At 63.7% G+C, this 14,197-nt stretch carries 16 protein-coding genes; 3 read left to right on the top strand and 13 right to left on the bottom strand.

Features of this window, described 5'->3' with window-relative positions:
* Nucleotides 1-51: 51 nt before the first annotated feature.
* From AC1D05_RS25925 to rsfS, 4 genes are all read right to left on the bottom strand, one after another.
* Complete coding sequence (locus tag AC1D05_RS25925) at nt 52-1,383, bottom strand: S41 family peptidase (protein ID WP_179297996.1); 1,332 nt, start codon at nt 1,381-1,383, stop codon at nt 52-54.
* Between the two features lies 1 nt (nt 1,384).
* Complete coding sequence (locus AC1D05_RS25920; RefSeq protein WP_477444564.1) at nt 1,385-2,755, bottom strand: murein hydrolase activator EnvC family protein; 1,371 nt, start codon at nt 2,753-2,755, stop codon at nt 1,385-1,387.
* Between the two features lie 147 nt (nt 2,756-2,902).
* Nucleotides 2,903-3,385 carry a 23S rRNA (pseudouridine(1915)-N(3))-methyltransferase RlmH gene (gene rlmH / locus AC1D05_RS25915; protein WP_475456152.1) on the bottom strand — a complete coding sequence of 161 codons (483 nt, stop codon included), beginning with the start codon at nt 3,383-3,385 and terminating at the stop codon, nt 2,903-2,905.
* A gap of 72 nt (nt 3,386-3,457) precedes the next feature.
* On the bottom strand, nt 3,458-3,835 hold the full coding sequence (gene rsfS, locus AC1D05_RS25910; protein WP_023777607.1) for a ribosome silencing factor: 378 nt from the start codon (nt 3,833-3,835) through the stop codon (nt 3,458-3,460).
* A gap of 242 nt (nt 3,836-4,077) precedes the next feature.
* On the opposite strand from rsfS, the gene AC1D05_RS25905 reads away from it, so the two are divergent.
* Entirely contained in the window at nt 4,078-4,929 is an 852-nt protein-coding gene (locus AC1D05_RS25905; RefSeq protein ID WP_477444563.1) for a mechanosensitive ion channel family protein, read from the top strand.
* Here AC1D05_RS25905 and AC1D05_RS25900 read toward each other — a convergent pair whose 3' ends face one another.
* The 5 genes from AC1D05_RS25900 to obgE all read right to left on the bottom strand — a co-directional run bounded on the left by AC1D05_RS25900 (nt 4,930) and on the right by obgE (nt 10,458).
* Complete coding sequence (locus AC1D05_RS25900; RefSeq protein ID WP_477444562.1) at nt 4,930-6,222, bottom strand: MFS transporter; 1,293 nt, start codon at nt 6,220-6,222, stop codon at nt 4,930-4,932.
* Between the two features lie 96 nt (nt 6,223-6,318).
* On the bottom strand, nt 6,319-6,906 hold the full coding sequence (locus tag AC1D05_RS25895) for a nicotinate-nucleotide adenylyltransferase (RefSeq protein WP_477444719.1): 588 nt from the start codon (nt 6,904-6,906) through the stop codon (nt 6,319-6,321).
* 72 nt (nt 6,907-6,978) lie between these two features.
* On the bottom strand, nt 6,979-8,265 hold the full coding sequence (locus tag AC1D05_RS25890) for a glutamate-5-semialdehyde dehydrogenase (RefSeq protein ID WP_477444561.1): 1,287 nt from the start codon (nt 8,263-8,265) through the stop codon (nt 6,979-6,981).
* A 3-nt stretch (nt 8,266-8,268) separates the two neighbouring features.
* Entirely contained in the window at nt 8,269-9,423 is a 1,155-nt protein-coding gene (proB, locus tag AC1D05_RS25885) for a glutamate 5-kinase (protein ID WP_477444560.1), read from the bottom strand.
* A 3-nt stretch (nt 9,424-9,426) separates the two neighbouring features.
* Nucleotides 9,427-10,458 carry a GTPase ObgE gene (gene obgE, locus AC1D05_RS25880; protein WP_475456142.1) on the bottom strand — a complete coding sequence of 344 codons (1,032 nt, stop codon included), beginning with the start codon at nt 10,456-10,458 and terminating at the stop codon, nt 9,427-9,429.
* Between the two features lie 132 nt (nt 10,459-10,590).
* On the opposite strand from obgE, the gene AC1D05_RS25875 reads away from it, so the two are divergent.
* Nucleotides 10,591-11,460 carry an endonuclease/exonuclease/phosphatase family protein gene (locus AC1D05_RS25875; RefSeq protein ID WP_477444559.1) on the top strand — a complete coding sequence of 290 codons (870 nt, stop codon included), beginning with the start codon at nt 10,591-10,593 and terminating at the stop codon, nt 11,458-11,460.
* A 7-nt stretch (nt 11,461-11,467) separates the two neighbouring features.
* Here the strand turns inward: AC1D05_RS25875 and AC1D05_RS25870 are convergent, their stop codons facing one another.
* The 4 genes from AC1D05_RS25870 to AC1D05_RS25855 form a co-directional block, all read right to left on the bottom strand.
* Nucleotides 11,468-12,019 (bottom strand): N-acetyltransferase family protein, encoded by a 552-nt coding sequence (locus AC1D05_RS25870; RefSeq protein WP_477444558.1) that lies wholly within the window; start codon nt 12,017-12,019, stop codon nt 11,468-11,470.
* A gap of 3 nt (nt 12,020-12,022) precedes the next feature.
* The gene (locus AC1D05_RS25865; protein WP_477444557.1) at nt 12,023-12,610 is read right to left on the bottom strand and encodes a GNAT family N-acetyltransferase; all 588 of its coding nucleotides are present in this window, start codon (nt 12,608-12,610) and stop codon (nt 12,023-12,025) included.
* A gap of 117 nt (nt 12,611-12,727) precedes the next feature.
* On the bottom strand, nt 12,728-12,997 hold the full coding sequence (gene rpmA, locus AC1D05_RS25860) for a 50S ribosomal protein L27 (protein WP_010912120.1): 270 nt from the start codon (nt 12,995-12,997) through the stop codon (nt 12,728-12,730).
* A gap of 98 nt (nt 12,998-13,095) precedes the next feature.
* The gene (locus AC1D05_RS25855) at nt 13,096-13,779 is read right to left on the bottom strand and encodes a 50S ribosomal protein L21 (protein WP_477444556.1); all 684 of its coding nucleotides are present in this window, start codon (nt 13,777-13,779) and stop codon (nt 13,096-13,098) included.
* Between the two features lie 259 nt (nt 13,780-14,038).
* Here AC1D05_RS25855 and AC1D05_RS25850 point away from each other — a divergent pair.
* Nucleotides 14,039-14,197: transposase family protein (locus tag AC1D05_RS25850; protein ID WP_477444718.1), on the top strand; the 159-nt coding region annotated here is incomplete at its 3' end.

Raw genomic sequence — 14,197 nt, 5'->3', positions numbered from 1 at the left:
GCTTCGTTCAGGCGGCCAGACCTGGCCGACCAGGCCGTTACTGCCGAACCATCACTGGTTGAGCACGGCCTTTTCCGGATTGGGCGGGAAGGCCGGATCGGTTTTCTGGCCGCGCAGCAGCTGCTCGGCGTAGATGAGCTGCAGATCGTCCTTCGGATCCGGCGGCACATAGGCTGCCGAGCCCGAGCCGGTCGAGCTCTCGTCGGCACCCTTGATGTGGCCCTTGAGGTCAGACTCGCCGCGGGTCAAATCCCTGCCCTGCAGTTCGGGAGGCAGCGGCTGGTCGACCTTGATGTCGGGCGTGATGCCCTTGCCCTGGATCGACTTGCCCGACGGCGTGTAATAGAGCGCCGTCGTCAGCCGCAGCGCACCATTCTCGCCGAGCGGAATGATGGTCTGCACCGAACCCTTGCCGAAGGACTGCGTGCCGACCACCGTGACGCGGCGCAGATCCTGCAGCGCGCCGGCGACGATTTCGGAAGCACTGGCCGAGCCGCCATTGACGAGCACGATGATCGGCTTGCCATTGACGTCGTCGACCTGCTTCGGCTTGGCGTCGAAGCGGGTGACGTCCTTCGGATCACGGCCGCGCGTCGAGACGATCTCGCCGCGCTTCAGGAAGGCGTCGGACACGCTCACCGCCTGGTCGAGCAGACCGCCCGGATTGAGGCGCAGGTCGAGCACATAGCCCTTCAGCTTGTCGTCCGGCACCTGCTTCTTGATGGTGTCGATGGCGTTCTCGAGGTCGTCATAGGTCTTTTCGGTGAAGGAGGTGATCTTCATGTAGCCGATGTCGTTCTCGACCCGGAACTTGACCGCCTTGACCTTGATGATGTCGCGCACCACCGTCAGCTCGATCGGCTTGTCGGCGCCCTGGCGCAGGATGGTGAGCTTGATCGGAGTGTTGACCAGGCCGCGCATCTTCTCGACCGCGTCGTTGAGCGTCAGGCCGCGAACCTCTTCACCGTCGATCTTGGCGATATAGTCGCCGGCCAGAACGCCTGCTTTGGCAGCCGGTGTGTCGTCGATCGGCGTGATCACCTTGACCAGGTCGTTCTCCATGGTGACCTCGATGCCGAGGCCGCCGAACTCACCCTTGGTCTGCACGCGCATGTCCTGCGCCTGTTCGGCATTCATGTAGGAGGAGTGCGGGTCGAGAGAGGAAAGCATGCCGTTGATGGCGTTCTCGACCAGCGACTTGTCGTCGGGCGGCGTGACATATTGTGCCCGCACCCGCTCGAAGATGTCGCCGAAGATCGCCAGCTGCTTGTAGGTCTCCGATCCCGCAGCGTTCGCCGACGAGCCAGGAGCGCCATAGACAAGGCTCATGGCGGATGCGCCCATCAGCGCACCGGCAAACAGAAGCGACAGTTTCCGCATCATTTCACGTCCTTCCAGAAAAACGGTCCGCCCACCATGGGGCCGGATCGACGGGTTTTCCATCCTTGCGGAACTCGACATAGAGTTCCGGCGTGGCATTTCCATTCTTCGAAACCGAGGTGCTTGCCACCCGGGCCTCTCCCATCGCGCCGACCGGCTCTCCTGCGAGCACCGACTGGCCGGTCACGACGCTGATTCTGCTCATCCCCGCCAGAACGACATGATAGCCGTCCCCGGCATTGAGGATCAAGAGTTGACCATAGGAGCGAAACGGCCCCGCATAAAGCACATTCCCATCCGCCGGCGCGGTGACGATGGCTCCCGATTGTGTCGCAAGCATGTCTCCAAGCATCACCGCGCCGTTACCGTCATCGGCGCCAAACCGGCGTTTGATGCGGCCGGTGACCGGCAGCGCGATCTGCCCTTGCAGCGCCGAAAAGGGCGCCGTCGCCGTGAGCCTGTTGCCTTCGGGAACCGGCAGTGACGCCAGCGACGCCGTTGTGTCGCCGCCAGTCTGATCGTCACCCGTCTTGTCATCCCCCGCCTGGCCCGCGGCGGCCGCCTTTGCGGCATCCGCGGCCTTGCGGGTCTTGTCGGCCTGCGCTTCGAGCGACGCGATCAGATCCTTCAGGCTAGAGGCCTTGGCCGCCAGCTGCTCGGAACGCTGCTGTTCGGCCGCCATCTGCGCCTGCGTATCGGTTTCAAGCTTCTGCTTGGCTTCCAGCAGCATGCCGAGCCGCTTCTTTTCCGCCACCTGCTCGCCGACCGCTTCCGTCAGCCGCGCCCGTTCGGCCTCGATCGAGGCGGTCACCCGGGTCTGCTCCTTGAGGTCGGCCAGCAGGCTATCGGTCTGCTGGCGCAATTCCGGCACCACGGCGCCGAGCAGGATGGCGCTGCGCACCGAAGACAGCGCATCCTCCGGCTTGACCAGGATCGCCGGCGGCGGGTTGAGCCCCATGCGCTGCAGCGCGCCCAGCACTTCGGCCAGCACGTCGCGGCGCGCCATAAGCGAGGCGCGGATCTTCTGTTGCTGGCCTTTCAGCCCTTCCAGCTTGGCGCCGATGTCCTCGATGTCCTGGCCGAGCTTCTGCTCGGTCATCGCCGACTGGATCAGCGCCGCGGTGATCGAGGCATGGTCCTTCTTGACCGCGGCGATATCGGCGGCGAGCTTGGCCAGCCGTTCCGACGACAGCGTGATTTCCTTGGAAACCTGTTCGTATTCGGCGCGGCTCTGGTCGGGATCGGGCGCCATGTCGAGCGTGTTCTCGGCCCGCGCCGCATGGAACGACAAGAGGACCGCCGCCGCTATGCCGCAGCGCGCGCGCCAGGAGCCTGCTGTTGACAGACTCAGTGTCGATTTCCAGCCTTCAGACATTCGCCATCGACTCTATCCGCGGCTTCGTTAACGAACCATCAACCATGTTTGAACGGCCCGTTCCAGATGCATGTCTTGCGCGGCATTGGGGCGGAAATCCGGGTAACGGGCGACGAATCACAGCTGCCGGCAACTGTAGCGGCAGGCTCACGCGCGATGATAGGGGTGGCCGGAGAGGATCGTCGAGACCCTGTAGAGCTGCTCCCCCAGCATCACCCGCACCAGTTGGTGCGGCCAGGTGAGCGCGCCGAACGACAGCACCAGATCAGCCTGGTCGCGCAGTGACGGATCGTGACCGTCGGCACCGCCTATGGCGAGCACCAGCGCCTTGCGGCCGCCGTCGCGCAACTGTCCGATGCGATTGGCCAAATCCTGCGAGGAAAGGCTCTTGCCTCGCTCATCGAGCAGGATCAGCGCCGTGCCCGGCTGCAACTGCGCCTGCAGCCTGGAGCCTTCGTCACGCTGGCGCTCGGCAGCGCTCTGCGCGCGCCCCTCGGCGATCTCGGTTATCCCGGCGAATTCAAGCCCGACCGCAGGCCCGCTCTTGGCGAAGCGCTCGAAATAGCGGTCGGCCAACTCCCGCTCGGGGCCGGTTTTCATTCGGCCCACGGCATGAACTGAAATCTTCATCCCGCCTCTATAAGCCGCTAATGCCTGTCACCCAACGGAGAAATCCGATTCTGGGTAACGACACGAAGCAGCTTAATGAAGGGTCTCTTCCTCGAGATCCGGCGCCTGCCACATCTTTTCGAGATTGTAGAATTCGCGGACTTCGGGGCGGAAGACATGGACGATGATATCACCCGAATCGATCAGGACCCAGTCGGCGCCTGACAGCCCCTCGACGCGCGCCGTGCCGAGGCCGGCATCCTTGAGCGCCTTGAGGAGATGGTCGGCGACAGCCGAGACATGACGGTGCGATCGGCCCGACGCAACGACCATGTAGTCGCCGAGGCTCGATTTCCCCTGAATGTCGATTGAGACAATATTTTCGGCCTTGGAGTCTTCCAGACTGGCAAGGACTGTCTTGATGGCACGGGACACGGCGTCGTCTACGCTGATCCTGGCCGGCGAAGGCATGATATCGGCCTTCTTCCGCAGTGCTGTTCTCAGTGTATTTCCTTTCGCAGCAAGAACAACCAAATCACCCCCAAAAGCAGGTGACACCGCTTAGATAGGCAGAGTTCCCTGACAGTTTCAAGACGCAGCCCCGCCACGCACGAACGTCTTGCTGGTCCTGTGGCTCCGCCGCATCCCCGAAAAGATCGGAACTCGGGCCGCCCACATGGGTTATCGGCTCAGCGACCAACCGGGATTCCACTATGCCGATCGACCCGCAAAATGCTCTTCTTACCGTCCAGGCCAGCCTAGCCCAGCTCAGCACGCTGATCGTTTCGTACTCCTTTTCGGCCATTGGTGCCGTCATCCTGCTTGTCGTCGGCTACATCGTCGCCGGGCTTGCCGAACGCTCCATTTTCGCTGGCCTCGGCCACATCCATGGTTTCGACCAGACGCTGCGGCATTTCTTCTCCAAGATCGTCCGCTACGCCATTTTGGTGCTCGTCGTGATCATGGTGCTCGGCCAGTTCGGCGTACAGACCGCCTCGATCATTGCGGCGATCGGCGCCATCGGTCTTGCCATCGGCCTGGCGCTGCAAGGCACGCTGCAGAACATCGCCGCCGGCATCATGCTTCTGGCGCTGCGGCCGTTTCGCATCGGCGAGTCCGTCGAGGTCGGATCCATATCAGGTTCGATCGAGGAAATCGGCCTGTTCGCCACCAAGCTCAGGACCGCCGACGGCGTCTATATCCTGGCGCCCAATTCGACGCTGTGGAACCAGCCGGTGCGCAATTTCTCGCGCAATGGCGTGCGCCGCGCCGACATCACGCTCTCGATCGGCTCGTGGAACGACATCGACCGCGCCCAGAAGACATTGCTTGCCATTGCCGGCGCCGAGAAACGCACCCGTCGCGAACCGGCACCGATCGCCTTCGTCGCGACCTTGGGCGACAGCACCGTCTCGATCACCTTGCGCTACTGGACATCATCAGCGGATTTCTTCGCCACCCAGACCGATCTGACGAAGCGCGCCAAGCAGGAGTTCGATAGCGAAGGCATATCGATCCCGCTGCCGCCGCCGGAAGCACCGGCGCCCGAAGCGCGCCGGCAATAATCAATCGTCCGCGCGCCGAGGCTCGTCCGGCGCATAAGCAAGCTCGACCGGCAGCGGCGCCTGCGCCGTCATCGGCGCGAAACTGCCGGTCTCGGTGGCCGGCACAGCCTGTGTGGTGAAGACGCGCAACAGCACGAACAGGCAGAAGGCGCAGGCGATGACGATTGCCACATAGATGAAGGCCTGCGTCCCGAAGACCGCAGACAGTGCGGTGACGATGCCCGGCACGATGAAGCCGGACAGCGACCAGGCAAACAGCAGCGAGCTGGACAGCGCCACCATATCGTCCTTGCCGGCACGGTCGGCGGCGTGCGCGCTGGACAGCGAATAGATCGATTCCGAGGCACCGTCCCACAAGACATAGATCACCAGCAGTGCCGGCAGCGCACCGCCATCGAAACCGAGCGCGAACATGCCGGCCAACGCGGCAATCGCGGATGCCCCGATCAGCACGTAGCGGCGATCGGTGCGGTCGGAAATCCAGCCGAACGGAAGCTGCAGGATCAGCGTGCCGAGCGGCATCACCGACAGCAACAGCGCCACATCGGCCTGGCTGTAGCCCTTGGCGGTGGCATGGATCGGCGCAAAGCCGGCAATCGACATCGACAGGCCGCCGACCGCCAGCATGCCGGCAACGCCGACCGGCGAAATCCGCCAGGCCCGGCGCAGCGCCACCGAGGCCGCCTGCGGCGCCGGCGGCTGCGCCAGCCGTGTCATGCCGACAGGCAAGATCGACAGGGCAGTAAAGACGATGCCGATCAACGGCGCGTCCGCGGTCCTGATGTCGACCAGCGCCAGCGCCGCATAGCCGACACCGAGCCCGGCGACATAGGCGACGTAGAAAAAGGCCATTACCCGTCCGCGTATGGCGTTGGCCACGGCATCGTTCAGCCAGCTCTGCGCGACGATGAACAGGCCGCATATGGCAAAGCCGTACAGAGCGCGGGCGGCAATCCACAGGATTGGATGCGGTCCAGCGCCGACGGCGGCATTGGCAAGCGCAATCAGCGCCGACAGCACCATGAAGGCGCGGGCGTGGCCGACCCTGCGCACCAGTGGTCCGGTGAGGATACAGCCGGCGAGGCCGCCGGCCGACAGTCCGGTAATGATCAACCCGGCCCAGGTCGGATCGAACCCTTCTGCACCGAGCCGGACCGGGATATAGGCAAACATCAGCCCATTGCCGATGGCGATCAGCGCCATCGACACGATGACGCTGGCAATCGCAATCAGCGGCGTGGGCGCGCTGCCATGCTCAGGCTCGACTGCGAGGGTTTTGGTTTGAGTTGCCATATCTGGTCAGCATCGCCGATCGGCTGGACAAGCGCCGCTGTAAAAACGACATGGCCGGGCGGCCGAAACCCAGCCACTTCCCTTGGCGGAGAGGCCCTACCCCTTGGCCATTTTCCGAATCGCGCTCGACGACAGCGACGAGCGCGGGCCGTGGATGAAGGTCCAGGCCGGCGCCTGCATGCGGGCAAGCAGCGGCGCGTCGCCTTCATCGATGCGGGCATAGTCGAAGGTCTTGGCGACCACCGACGACAGGAACGACAGCGTCGCGCCGGGCCGATCGATGACCGCGATCGGGAAGGTCAGCACGATCTCGCGCCAGCGCTGCCAGCGGTGGAAATCGCGCAAACTGTCCGCCCCCATGATCCAGACGAAGTCGACGCCCGGATTGCGCGCCTTGACCAGCGCCAGTGTGTCGGCGGTGTAGCGCACATGATGCGCCGCCTCGAAGGCGGTGACCTTGATCTTCGGGTTCCTGGCGATCTTCTCCGACAGAAGCAGCCGCTCGGCCAACGGCGCCAACTCGCGCGTGCTCTTCAGCGGATTGCCCGGCGTGACCATCCACCACAACTGGTCGAGCGCCAGGCGTCGTAGCGCAATCTCGGCAACCAGCGCATGGCCGGCATGCGGCGGGTTGAACGAGCCGCCGAACAGGCCGACGGTGAGGCCCTTTTCGGCATGCGGCATCTTCAGGTAACGGGAGGGGACCGCCGGTTCGGAAGATGCCAGCATCGCCTCAGGCTCTAGCGACGAAAAGCTTCAAGGCCTCACCTGTCCCGACCCGCGCACGCGGTATTTGAACGAGGTCAGTTGTTCGACGCCAACCGGCCCGCGCGCATGCATCTTGCCGGTGGCGATACCGATCTCGGCGCCCATGCCGAACTCGCCGCCATCGGCGAACTGCGTCGAGGCATTGTGCAGCAGGATCGCCGAATCGATCTCGTTGAAGAACCGCTCCACGGCCTTCGCATCCTCGGCGATGATCGCCTCGGTGTGATGCGAGGAGAAGGTTTCGATGTGCTCGATCGCACCACCGATGCCGTCGACCAGCTTCACCGCGATGATGGCGTCGAGATATTCCGTCACCCAGTCGGCGTCGGTCGCCGGCTTGGCGTCGAAAAACACCTTCAGCACCTCGGCATCGGCATGGATCTCGCAGCCGGCTGCGCGCAGTGCGTCGAGGATCGGCACCAGATGGGTGGATGCAACCGCACGGTCGACCAGCAGCGTCTCGGCGGCGCCGCAGACGCCGGTGCGCCGCATCTTGGCGTTGACGGCGATCCTCACCGCCATGTCGAGATTGGCCGACCGGTCGATATAGAGATGGCAGATGCCTTCGAGATGGGCAAAGACCGGCACGCGCGCCTCGCTCTGCACCCGCCCGACCAGGCTTTTGCCGCCGCGCGGGATGATGACGTCGAGCGTACCGCCAAGCCCCTTGAGCATCTCGCCGACAGCGGCGCGGTCGGTGGTCGGCACCAGCTGGATGGCGTCTTCCGGCAGGCCGACGGCCTTCAGGCCTTCGACCAGGCAGGCATGGATGGCAGACGACGAATTCAGCGAATCCGAGCCGCCGCGCAGGATCACCGGATTGCCGGCCTTCAGGCAGAGCGCGCCGGCATCCGCCGTCACATTGGGGCGGCTCTCATAGATGACGCCGACGACGCCGAGCGGCGTGCGCACGCGCTCGATCTGCAGGCCGTTCGGCCGCTCCCAGGCGGCAATCACGTCGCCGACCGGGTCCTTGAGCTCGGCGATCTCGCGGATGCCATCAGCCATGGCGCGGATGCGCGCCGGATTGAGCTTCAACCGGTCCATAAAGGATGCGGAAAGCCCGGACTCGTGGCCATTCGAGATATCGATGGCATTGGCGTCGAGAATGTCCTGCTCACGAGAAATGATCGCGTCAGCCATGGCGACAAGCGCGCCATTCTTGGCGGCGGTGGTGGCGATGGCCAGCGGTCGGGCGGCGGCGCGGGCGCGGCGGCCGATATCGGCCATCAGCGCCACGGTGTCGTCTCCGGATTTTTCATGCAGCTTCAGCATGGCTCATCCTCCGCGTATGTCGCTTCCAGCCCGTACTTGTTCATCAGAATGACTCACCACGAGATCATCGCGGTGGATCATCGCCGAACGCGCTTCGTAACCGAGCACGGTTTCGATCTCGGCTGTCTTCAGGCCTGCGATCCTTACGGCATCGGCGGCATCATAGGCAACCAGCCCGCGCGCGATCTCGCGGCCTTCGGGCGACAGGATCGCCACCGTGTCACCGCGCGAAAAATTACCGCTGACCAGCTTGACGCCGGCCGGCAGCAGCGATTTGCCCGATGTGAGCGCGCCGACGGCGCCGGCATCGACGGTCAGCCGGCCGGCCGGTTCGAGTTGGCCTGCGATCCAGGTCTTGTAGCCCTTGACCGGATTGCTGCTCGGCCGGAAGAAGGTGGCGCGCTCGCCGCGCTCGATCGCCATCAGCGGCGACAGCCTTGTGCCCGATGTGATGATCATGGCGGTGCCAGCGGCGGTGGCGATCTTGCCGGCGTCGAGTTTTGTCCGCATGCCGCCACGCGACAATTCGGACGCGGCGGCTCCGGCCATCGCCTCGATGTCAGGCGTGATGCGATCGACAACCGGAATGAATTTGGCTTGCGGGTCACGCGCCGGCGGCGCGGTGTAGAGCCCATCGATGTCGGAGAGCAGGACCAAAAGGTCCGCACCCATCATCGTCGCCACCCGCGCGGCCAGCCGGTCATTGTCGCCATAGCGGATTTCTGAGGTCGCCACCGTGTCGTTCTCGTTGATGACCGGCACCGCCTTCATCTTCAAAAGCGTCGAGATCGTCGCCCGGGCGTTGAGGTAGCGGCGGCGCTCCTCGGTGTCGCCAAGGGTCAAAAGAATCTGGCCCGATTTCAGCGCGCCCTTGCCCAGCGCATCAGACCAGGCGCCGGCGAGCGCGATCTGGCCGACGGCGGCGGCGGCCTGGCTCTCCTCGAGCTTCAGCGCGCGCTTGCCCAAACCCAGAATCGTGCGGCCAAGCGCAATGGCGCCGGAGGACACGACGAGGATCTCGGCGCCGCCCTGGGCGAGAACGGCGATGTCGTCGGCCAGCGAAGCCAGCCAGTCGCGCTTCAGCCCGCTCGCGCGGTCGACGAGCAACGCCGAGCCGATCTTGACGGTGATGCGCCGGTATTTTTTCAGCGACTGCATGCCTTACTTTTCCCAGCGCGTCTCGACCACGGGCGCAGCCTCCGCGCGCGCCTCGGCAATCACCCTCATCAGCGCCCGCAGCACCGCTTCGACACCCTCGCCGGTGACGGCGGACAGAAGCATCGGCGCACGGCCAGCGGCGCGCTTCAGCGAAGCGACCTTCTTCTTGCGCGCATCGGCGTCGAGGGTGTCGACCTGGGAAAGCGCCACAATCTCGACCTTGTCGGTCAGGCCATTGCCATAGGCATCGAGTTCGGCGCGGACGGTCTTGTAGGCCTTGCCCGGATTTTCCTCCTGCGCCGAAACCAGGTGCAACAGCACGCGCGTGCGCTCGACATGGCCGAGGAAGCGGTCGCCAATGCCGACGCCCTCATGCGCGCCTTCGATAAGGCCGGGAATATCGGCAATGACGAATTCGCGCGCATCGATGCGGGCGACGCCGAGGCCGGGATGCAGCGTCGTGAACGGATAGTCGGCGATCTTCGGCTTGGCCGCGGTGACGGCGGCGAGAAAAGTCGACTTGCCGGCATTGGGCAGCCCGACCAGCCCGGCATCGGCGATCAGCTTCAGCCGCAGCCAGATGTTGAGCTCTTCGCCGGGAAGCCCGGGATTGGCGCGGCGCGGCGCCTGGTTGGTCGAGGTCTTGAAATGCTGGTTGCCGAAGCCGCCATTGCCGCCCTTGGCAAGCAGGAAGCGTTGGCCGACCACGGTGAGGTCGCAGATCAGCGTCTCATTGTCTTCCTCGAACACTTGCGTTCCGGCCGGCACTTTCAGCGTGACATCGGCGCCCTTGGCGCCGGTCATGTTGCGGCCCATGCCGTGGACGCCGGTCTTGGCCTTGAAATGCTGCTGGTAGCGATAGTCGATCAGCGTGTTCAGGCCGTTCACCGCTTCCAGCCAGACATCGCCGCCACGGCCGCCATCGCCGCCATCCGGCCCGCCGAACTCGATGAATTTCTCGCGCCGGAACGACACCGAACCGGCGCCTCCGTCACCGGAGCGAACATAGACCTTGGCTTGATCGAGAAATTTCATGGGATTGCAGTTTCTTTTATTGGCCTGGCGGCATTGCTCTAAACCTTGGGCCTTGCTCTAAACCAAGGCGCGGTCAAGGGCGAGGCCGTTTTGTGACAAAGGCCGCTTGGGGTCGGCCGGAGAAATGTTGGTATGAAGCTTGTAACCTACAACATCCAGTACGGCATCGGCCTTGATGGGCAGTACGATGTCGCGCGCATCGCTGATGCGGTGCGCGGCGCCGACGTGATCGCGCTGCAGGAGGTCACCCGCAACAATCCGAGGAACGGCGGGCGCGACATGGTCGCTGAGATCGGCGAGGCACTGCCCGACTATTTCGCCGTCTATGGCAGCAATTTCGAGGCCAATATCGGCTCGCGCATCGAGAACGGCCGCGCCATCACCACGACCTTCCAGCTCGGCAACATGATGCTGTCGAAAACACCAATTCATCTGTCGCGCAACCTGCTTTTGCCGCGCAGCCGCAGCTTCGAGATGATGAACTTCCAGCGCGGCGCGCTGGAAGCACTGATCGAGACGCCGCTTGGTTTCATCCGCTTCTATTCCATCCATCTCGATCACCGCAGCCCGGTCGAGCGCACCAGCCAGATCCAGTTCCTGCGCCGGCGCCTGTTGAACTACGCGCTCGAGGGCGGCGCGCTGTCCGGCGTCGCCGAGATCGGCCTGCCGGAATTGCCGCACCCCGAGGCGTTTGTCGCCATGGGCGATTTCAACATGCTGGCCGGCTCACCCGAATATGTCGAACTCGCTGGCCGGCCGGACCATGAATTCGGCATGCCGCTGACCGCCGACTTCGCCGTCGATGCCGCCGTGCGCCTCAACGTCACCGGCGACGATCTCGTCAGCTGGGTCGACCCCAAGGACCCCGCCAACGCCGGCCGCCACAAGCGCATCGACTACGTCTTCACCAGCGCCTCGCTTGCCCGATCGCTGCAGCGCCTGTGGGTCGACGACAAGGCAACCGGTTCGGACCATCTGCCGGTGTGGGCCGAACTGGGCTGATGGCTCTTCATCCGGCTGCGTTTTCGCGTTCGACGATCGCCATCATGATCGTATCGCCGTATTGTCCGTCGATACAGATAGCGTCGCTCTGCACACCTTCCCTGACAAACCCGACCTTGTCGTAGAGCGCGATGGCGCGGGCATTGTCGGCATGTACGAAAAGCTCGATACGGACAAAGCCGTCTTTGCGCGCTTGCGCCACGGTTGCATTGATGAGCTTCCGTCCAAGGCCACGCCCCCGATAAGACGGGACAATGCCCATCCCAAGCGCGCCGCGATGAGCGTGTATGGGCCGATCATGGCGAGTGATGTCGCACCAGCCGACAACCTCGCCACGAACAGCTGCTACATAGCCTGGATCGCCTCTTGCGATGCGGTCCATCACAAATCTTCTGGCTTGATCCAGCGGCGGCGCCTCAAGAAAGGACAAGTACTTTCGCTCACGCGAAACGACATCGAGCGCGTGATGAAAGCTTTCGATATGCTCCGGTGCGAACGGCACGATCGCGACCGTTTCAATACCGCTGCGGCCATCAACCATTGGCTTCACCGGCGCCATCCATCAAAAATGCACCCAGTTGCGCAGGCTGATCCACGTCTTCCTGTCGAGCCTGTAGCGCTCGACCGGCACCTGGCCGGCGACGATCGAGTTCAGCATGCCCTGGCCGGCATACTGGAAGCCGCACTTGTGGATCACGCGCCGCGAGGCCGGATTGATGACCCGCGTCGAGGCATGCAGCACCTGGATCGTCGTCTTCTGGAAGGCGAGGTCGACCAGCGCGTGGGCAGCTTCGGTCGCATAGCCGCGCTTCCAGTAGGGTTCGCCGATCCAGTAGCCGAGTTCCAACCCGCGATCGGTGGTGTTCAAGCCCGCGCAGCCGACGAAGGTGTCGGTGCCGGCCAGTGTCAAGGCGTAGGCGATGCCGGCACGGCGCGACCTTGTCATGGCCAGGAAGGCCCGCGCCTCGGCCTCGCCATAGGGGTGCGGCATGCGCGCCAGCATTTCGGCGACATGGCGGTTGTCGGCAAGCTCGACGAGTTGCGCGATGTCGCTCTCGCGCGGCGCCCGCATCACCAGCCGCTCGGTGACCAGCACCGGGCAGTCTATCGCGTAACTTTCGTCTTCTGAGTCTTCCGCTTCGGCAACCATTTGAAGTCCTCCAGGCAAAGAAAAAGGGAGATGGAAACCCATCTCCCCTGATCCTTTTCCTGGCTTTGCCAGACACCGGTCCCCGAGATGGGCGCCGGTGTTCTAGTGCGGAACCGGCTACTCCGCGGCTTTGGTAATCGGGTTGACCGATACGTAGGTTCGGCCGTTGGCTTTTTTGTTGAACGTCACGGCGCCGGATTCGAGCGCGAAAAGGGTATGGTCCGTGCCCATGCCGACATTGACGCCGGGATGCCAGGTCGTGCCGCGTTGACGAATGATGATGTTGCCCGGGATGACGGCTTCGCCGCCGAACTTCTTCACGCCCAGACGCTTGGAATGCGAGTCGCGACCGTTGCGCGACGAGCCGCCAGCTTTCTTGTGTGCCATCTAACTAACTCCGTTGCGCCGCAAGGCGCCTAAAAGGCCTTATGAACGCGTTCGCGTTCCGTTTCAAGTCCGATCCGGCGACCTGATCGCCGGAAAAATTACTTCTTCGCCAGTTCCTTGGCCTGTTCGCGCCAGTCCTTGATCTGGTCGGCGCTGAACGGCATGTGCTCGTCGATCTTGGCGACATCCTTGTCGGTCAGCTTGGCCAGCTGCGCGAAGGTGATGATGCCCTGCTCGGCGAGATCCTTGGCGGCGACCGGGCCGATGCCCTTGATCACGGTCAGATCGTCAGGTTCGCCCTTCGGCGCCTTGAACAGCGGTGCGGCGGCCGTCTCGGCCGTCACTTCTGCCTTGGGGGCAGCTTCCTTCTTGGCCTTGGCCTCCTTCGGTGCAGCCTCGGCCTTCGCCTCAGGAGCAACCTCAGCCTTGGCTTCCGCCTTCACGGCGGCCTTCTTGGCCGGCTTGGCGCCACCCAGCAGGATCTCGGCGATCCGCACGGTGGTCAAAAGCTGGCGATGGCCGATCTTGCGGCGCGAATTCTGGCGGCGGCGCTTCTTGAAAGCGATGACCGTGCGGTTCTTGCCCTGCTCGACGACTTCGGCGGTGACCAGAGCACCATCGACAAACGGCGCACCGAACGTGACATTCTCGCCCTCGCCATGCGCGAGCACGTGGCCGATCTCGACGATATCGCCGACATTGGCTTCGACTTTTTCGATCTTCAGGAGATCGTTGGCGGCAACGCGATACTGCTTACCGCCCGTTTTAATGACTGCGAACATTTTTTGCCTTTCGCTGTTCGGTCGGCCTTGATGAACCGCCTGAGGCGGTTCGGCCGTCTTTTTGTCAGTCTGCGGGTTCAAAAAACAAGCGGCGTGGAAGAACCCTCCACGCCGATTGCGCGCTGTCCCTAACCGAAGGTTGAGTGGGAGTCAAGGCAAACAGCCGTTGCCGACAGGGCAATCGGGTGAGTTAACGCGTGACAAGGAGGTTGAGAGCTGAATCTGTCGAGATCATTTGATTCTGAGGGGGAATATCTGGATGGACGATGTGGCTTGCAACGCCGGTGCGTTCGCGGAAACGGTTGTTTTTCTGGGTCATTTCAAGGATCTGCCTGATGGTCGGCAGAGTGCGAAGGTAAGGTATCCGCTGGATGAGGTGCTGCTGCTGTGTCTTATGGCGGTGATCGCCGGGGCGGAA

The organism is Mesorhizobium sp. P2_E9 (genome assembly GCF_056403815.1).
This window is presented reverse-complemented; position numbering and strand designations above follow the sequence as displayed.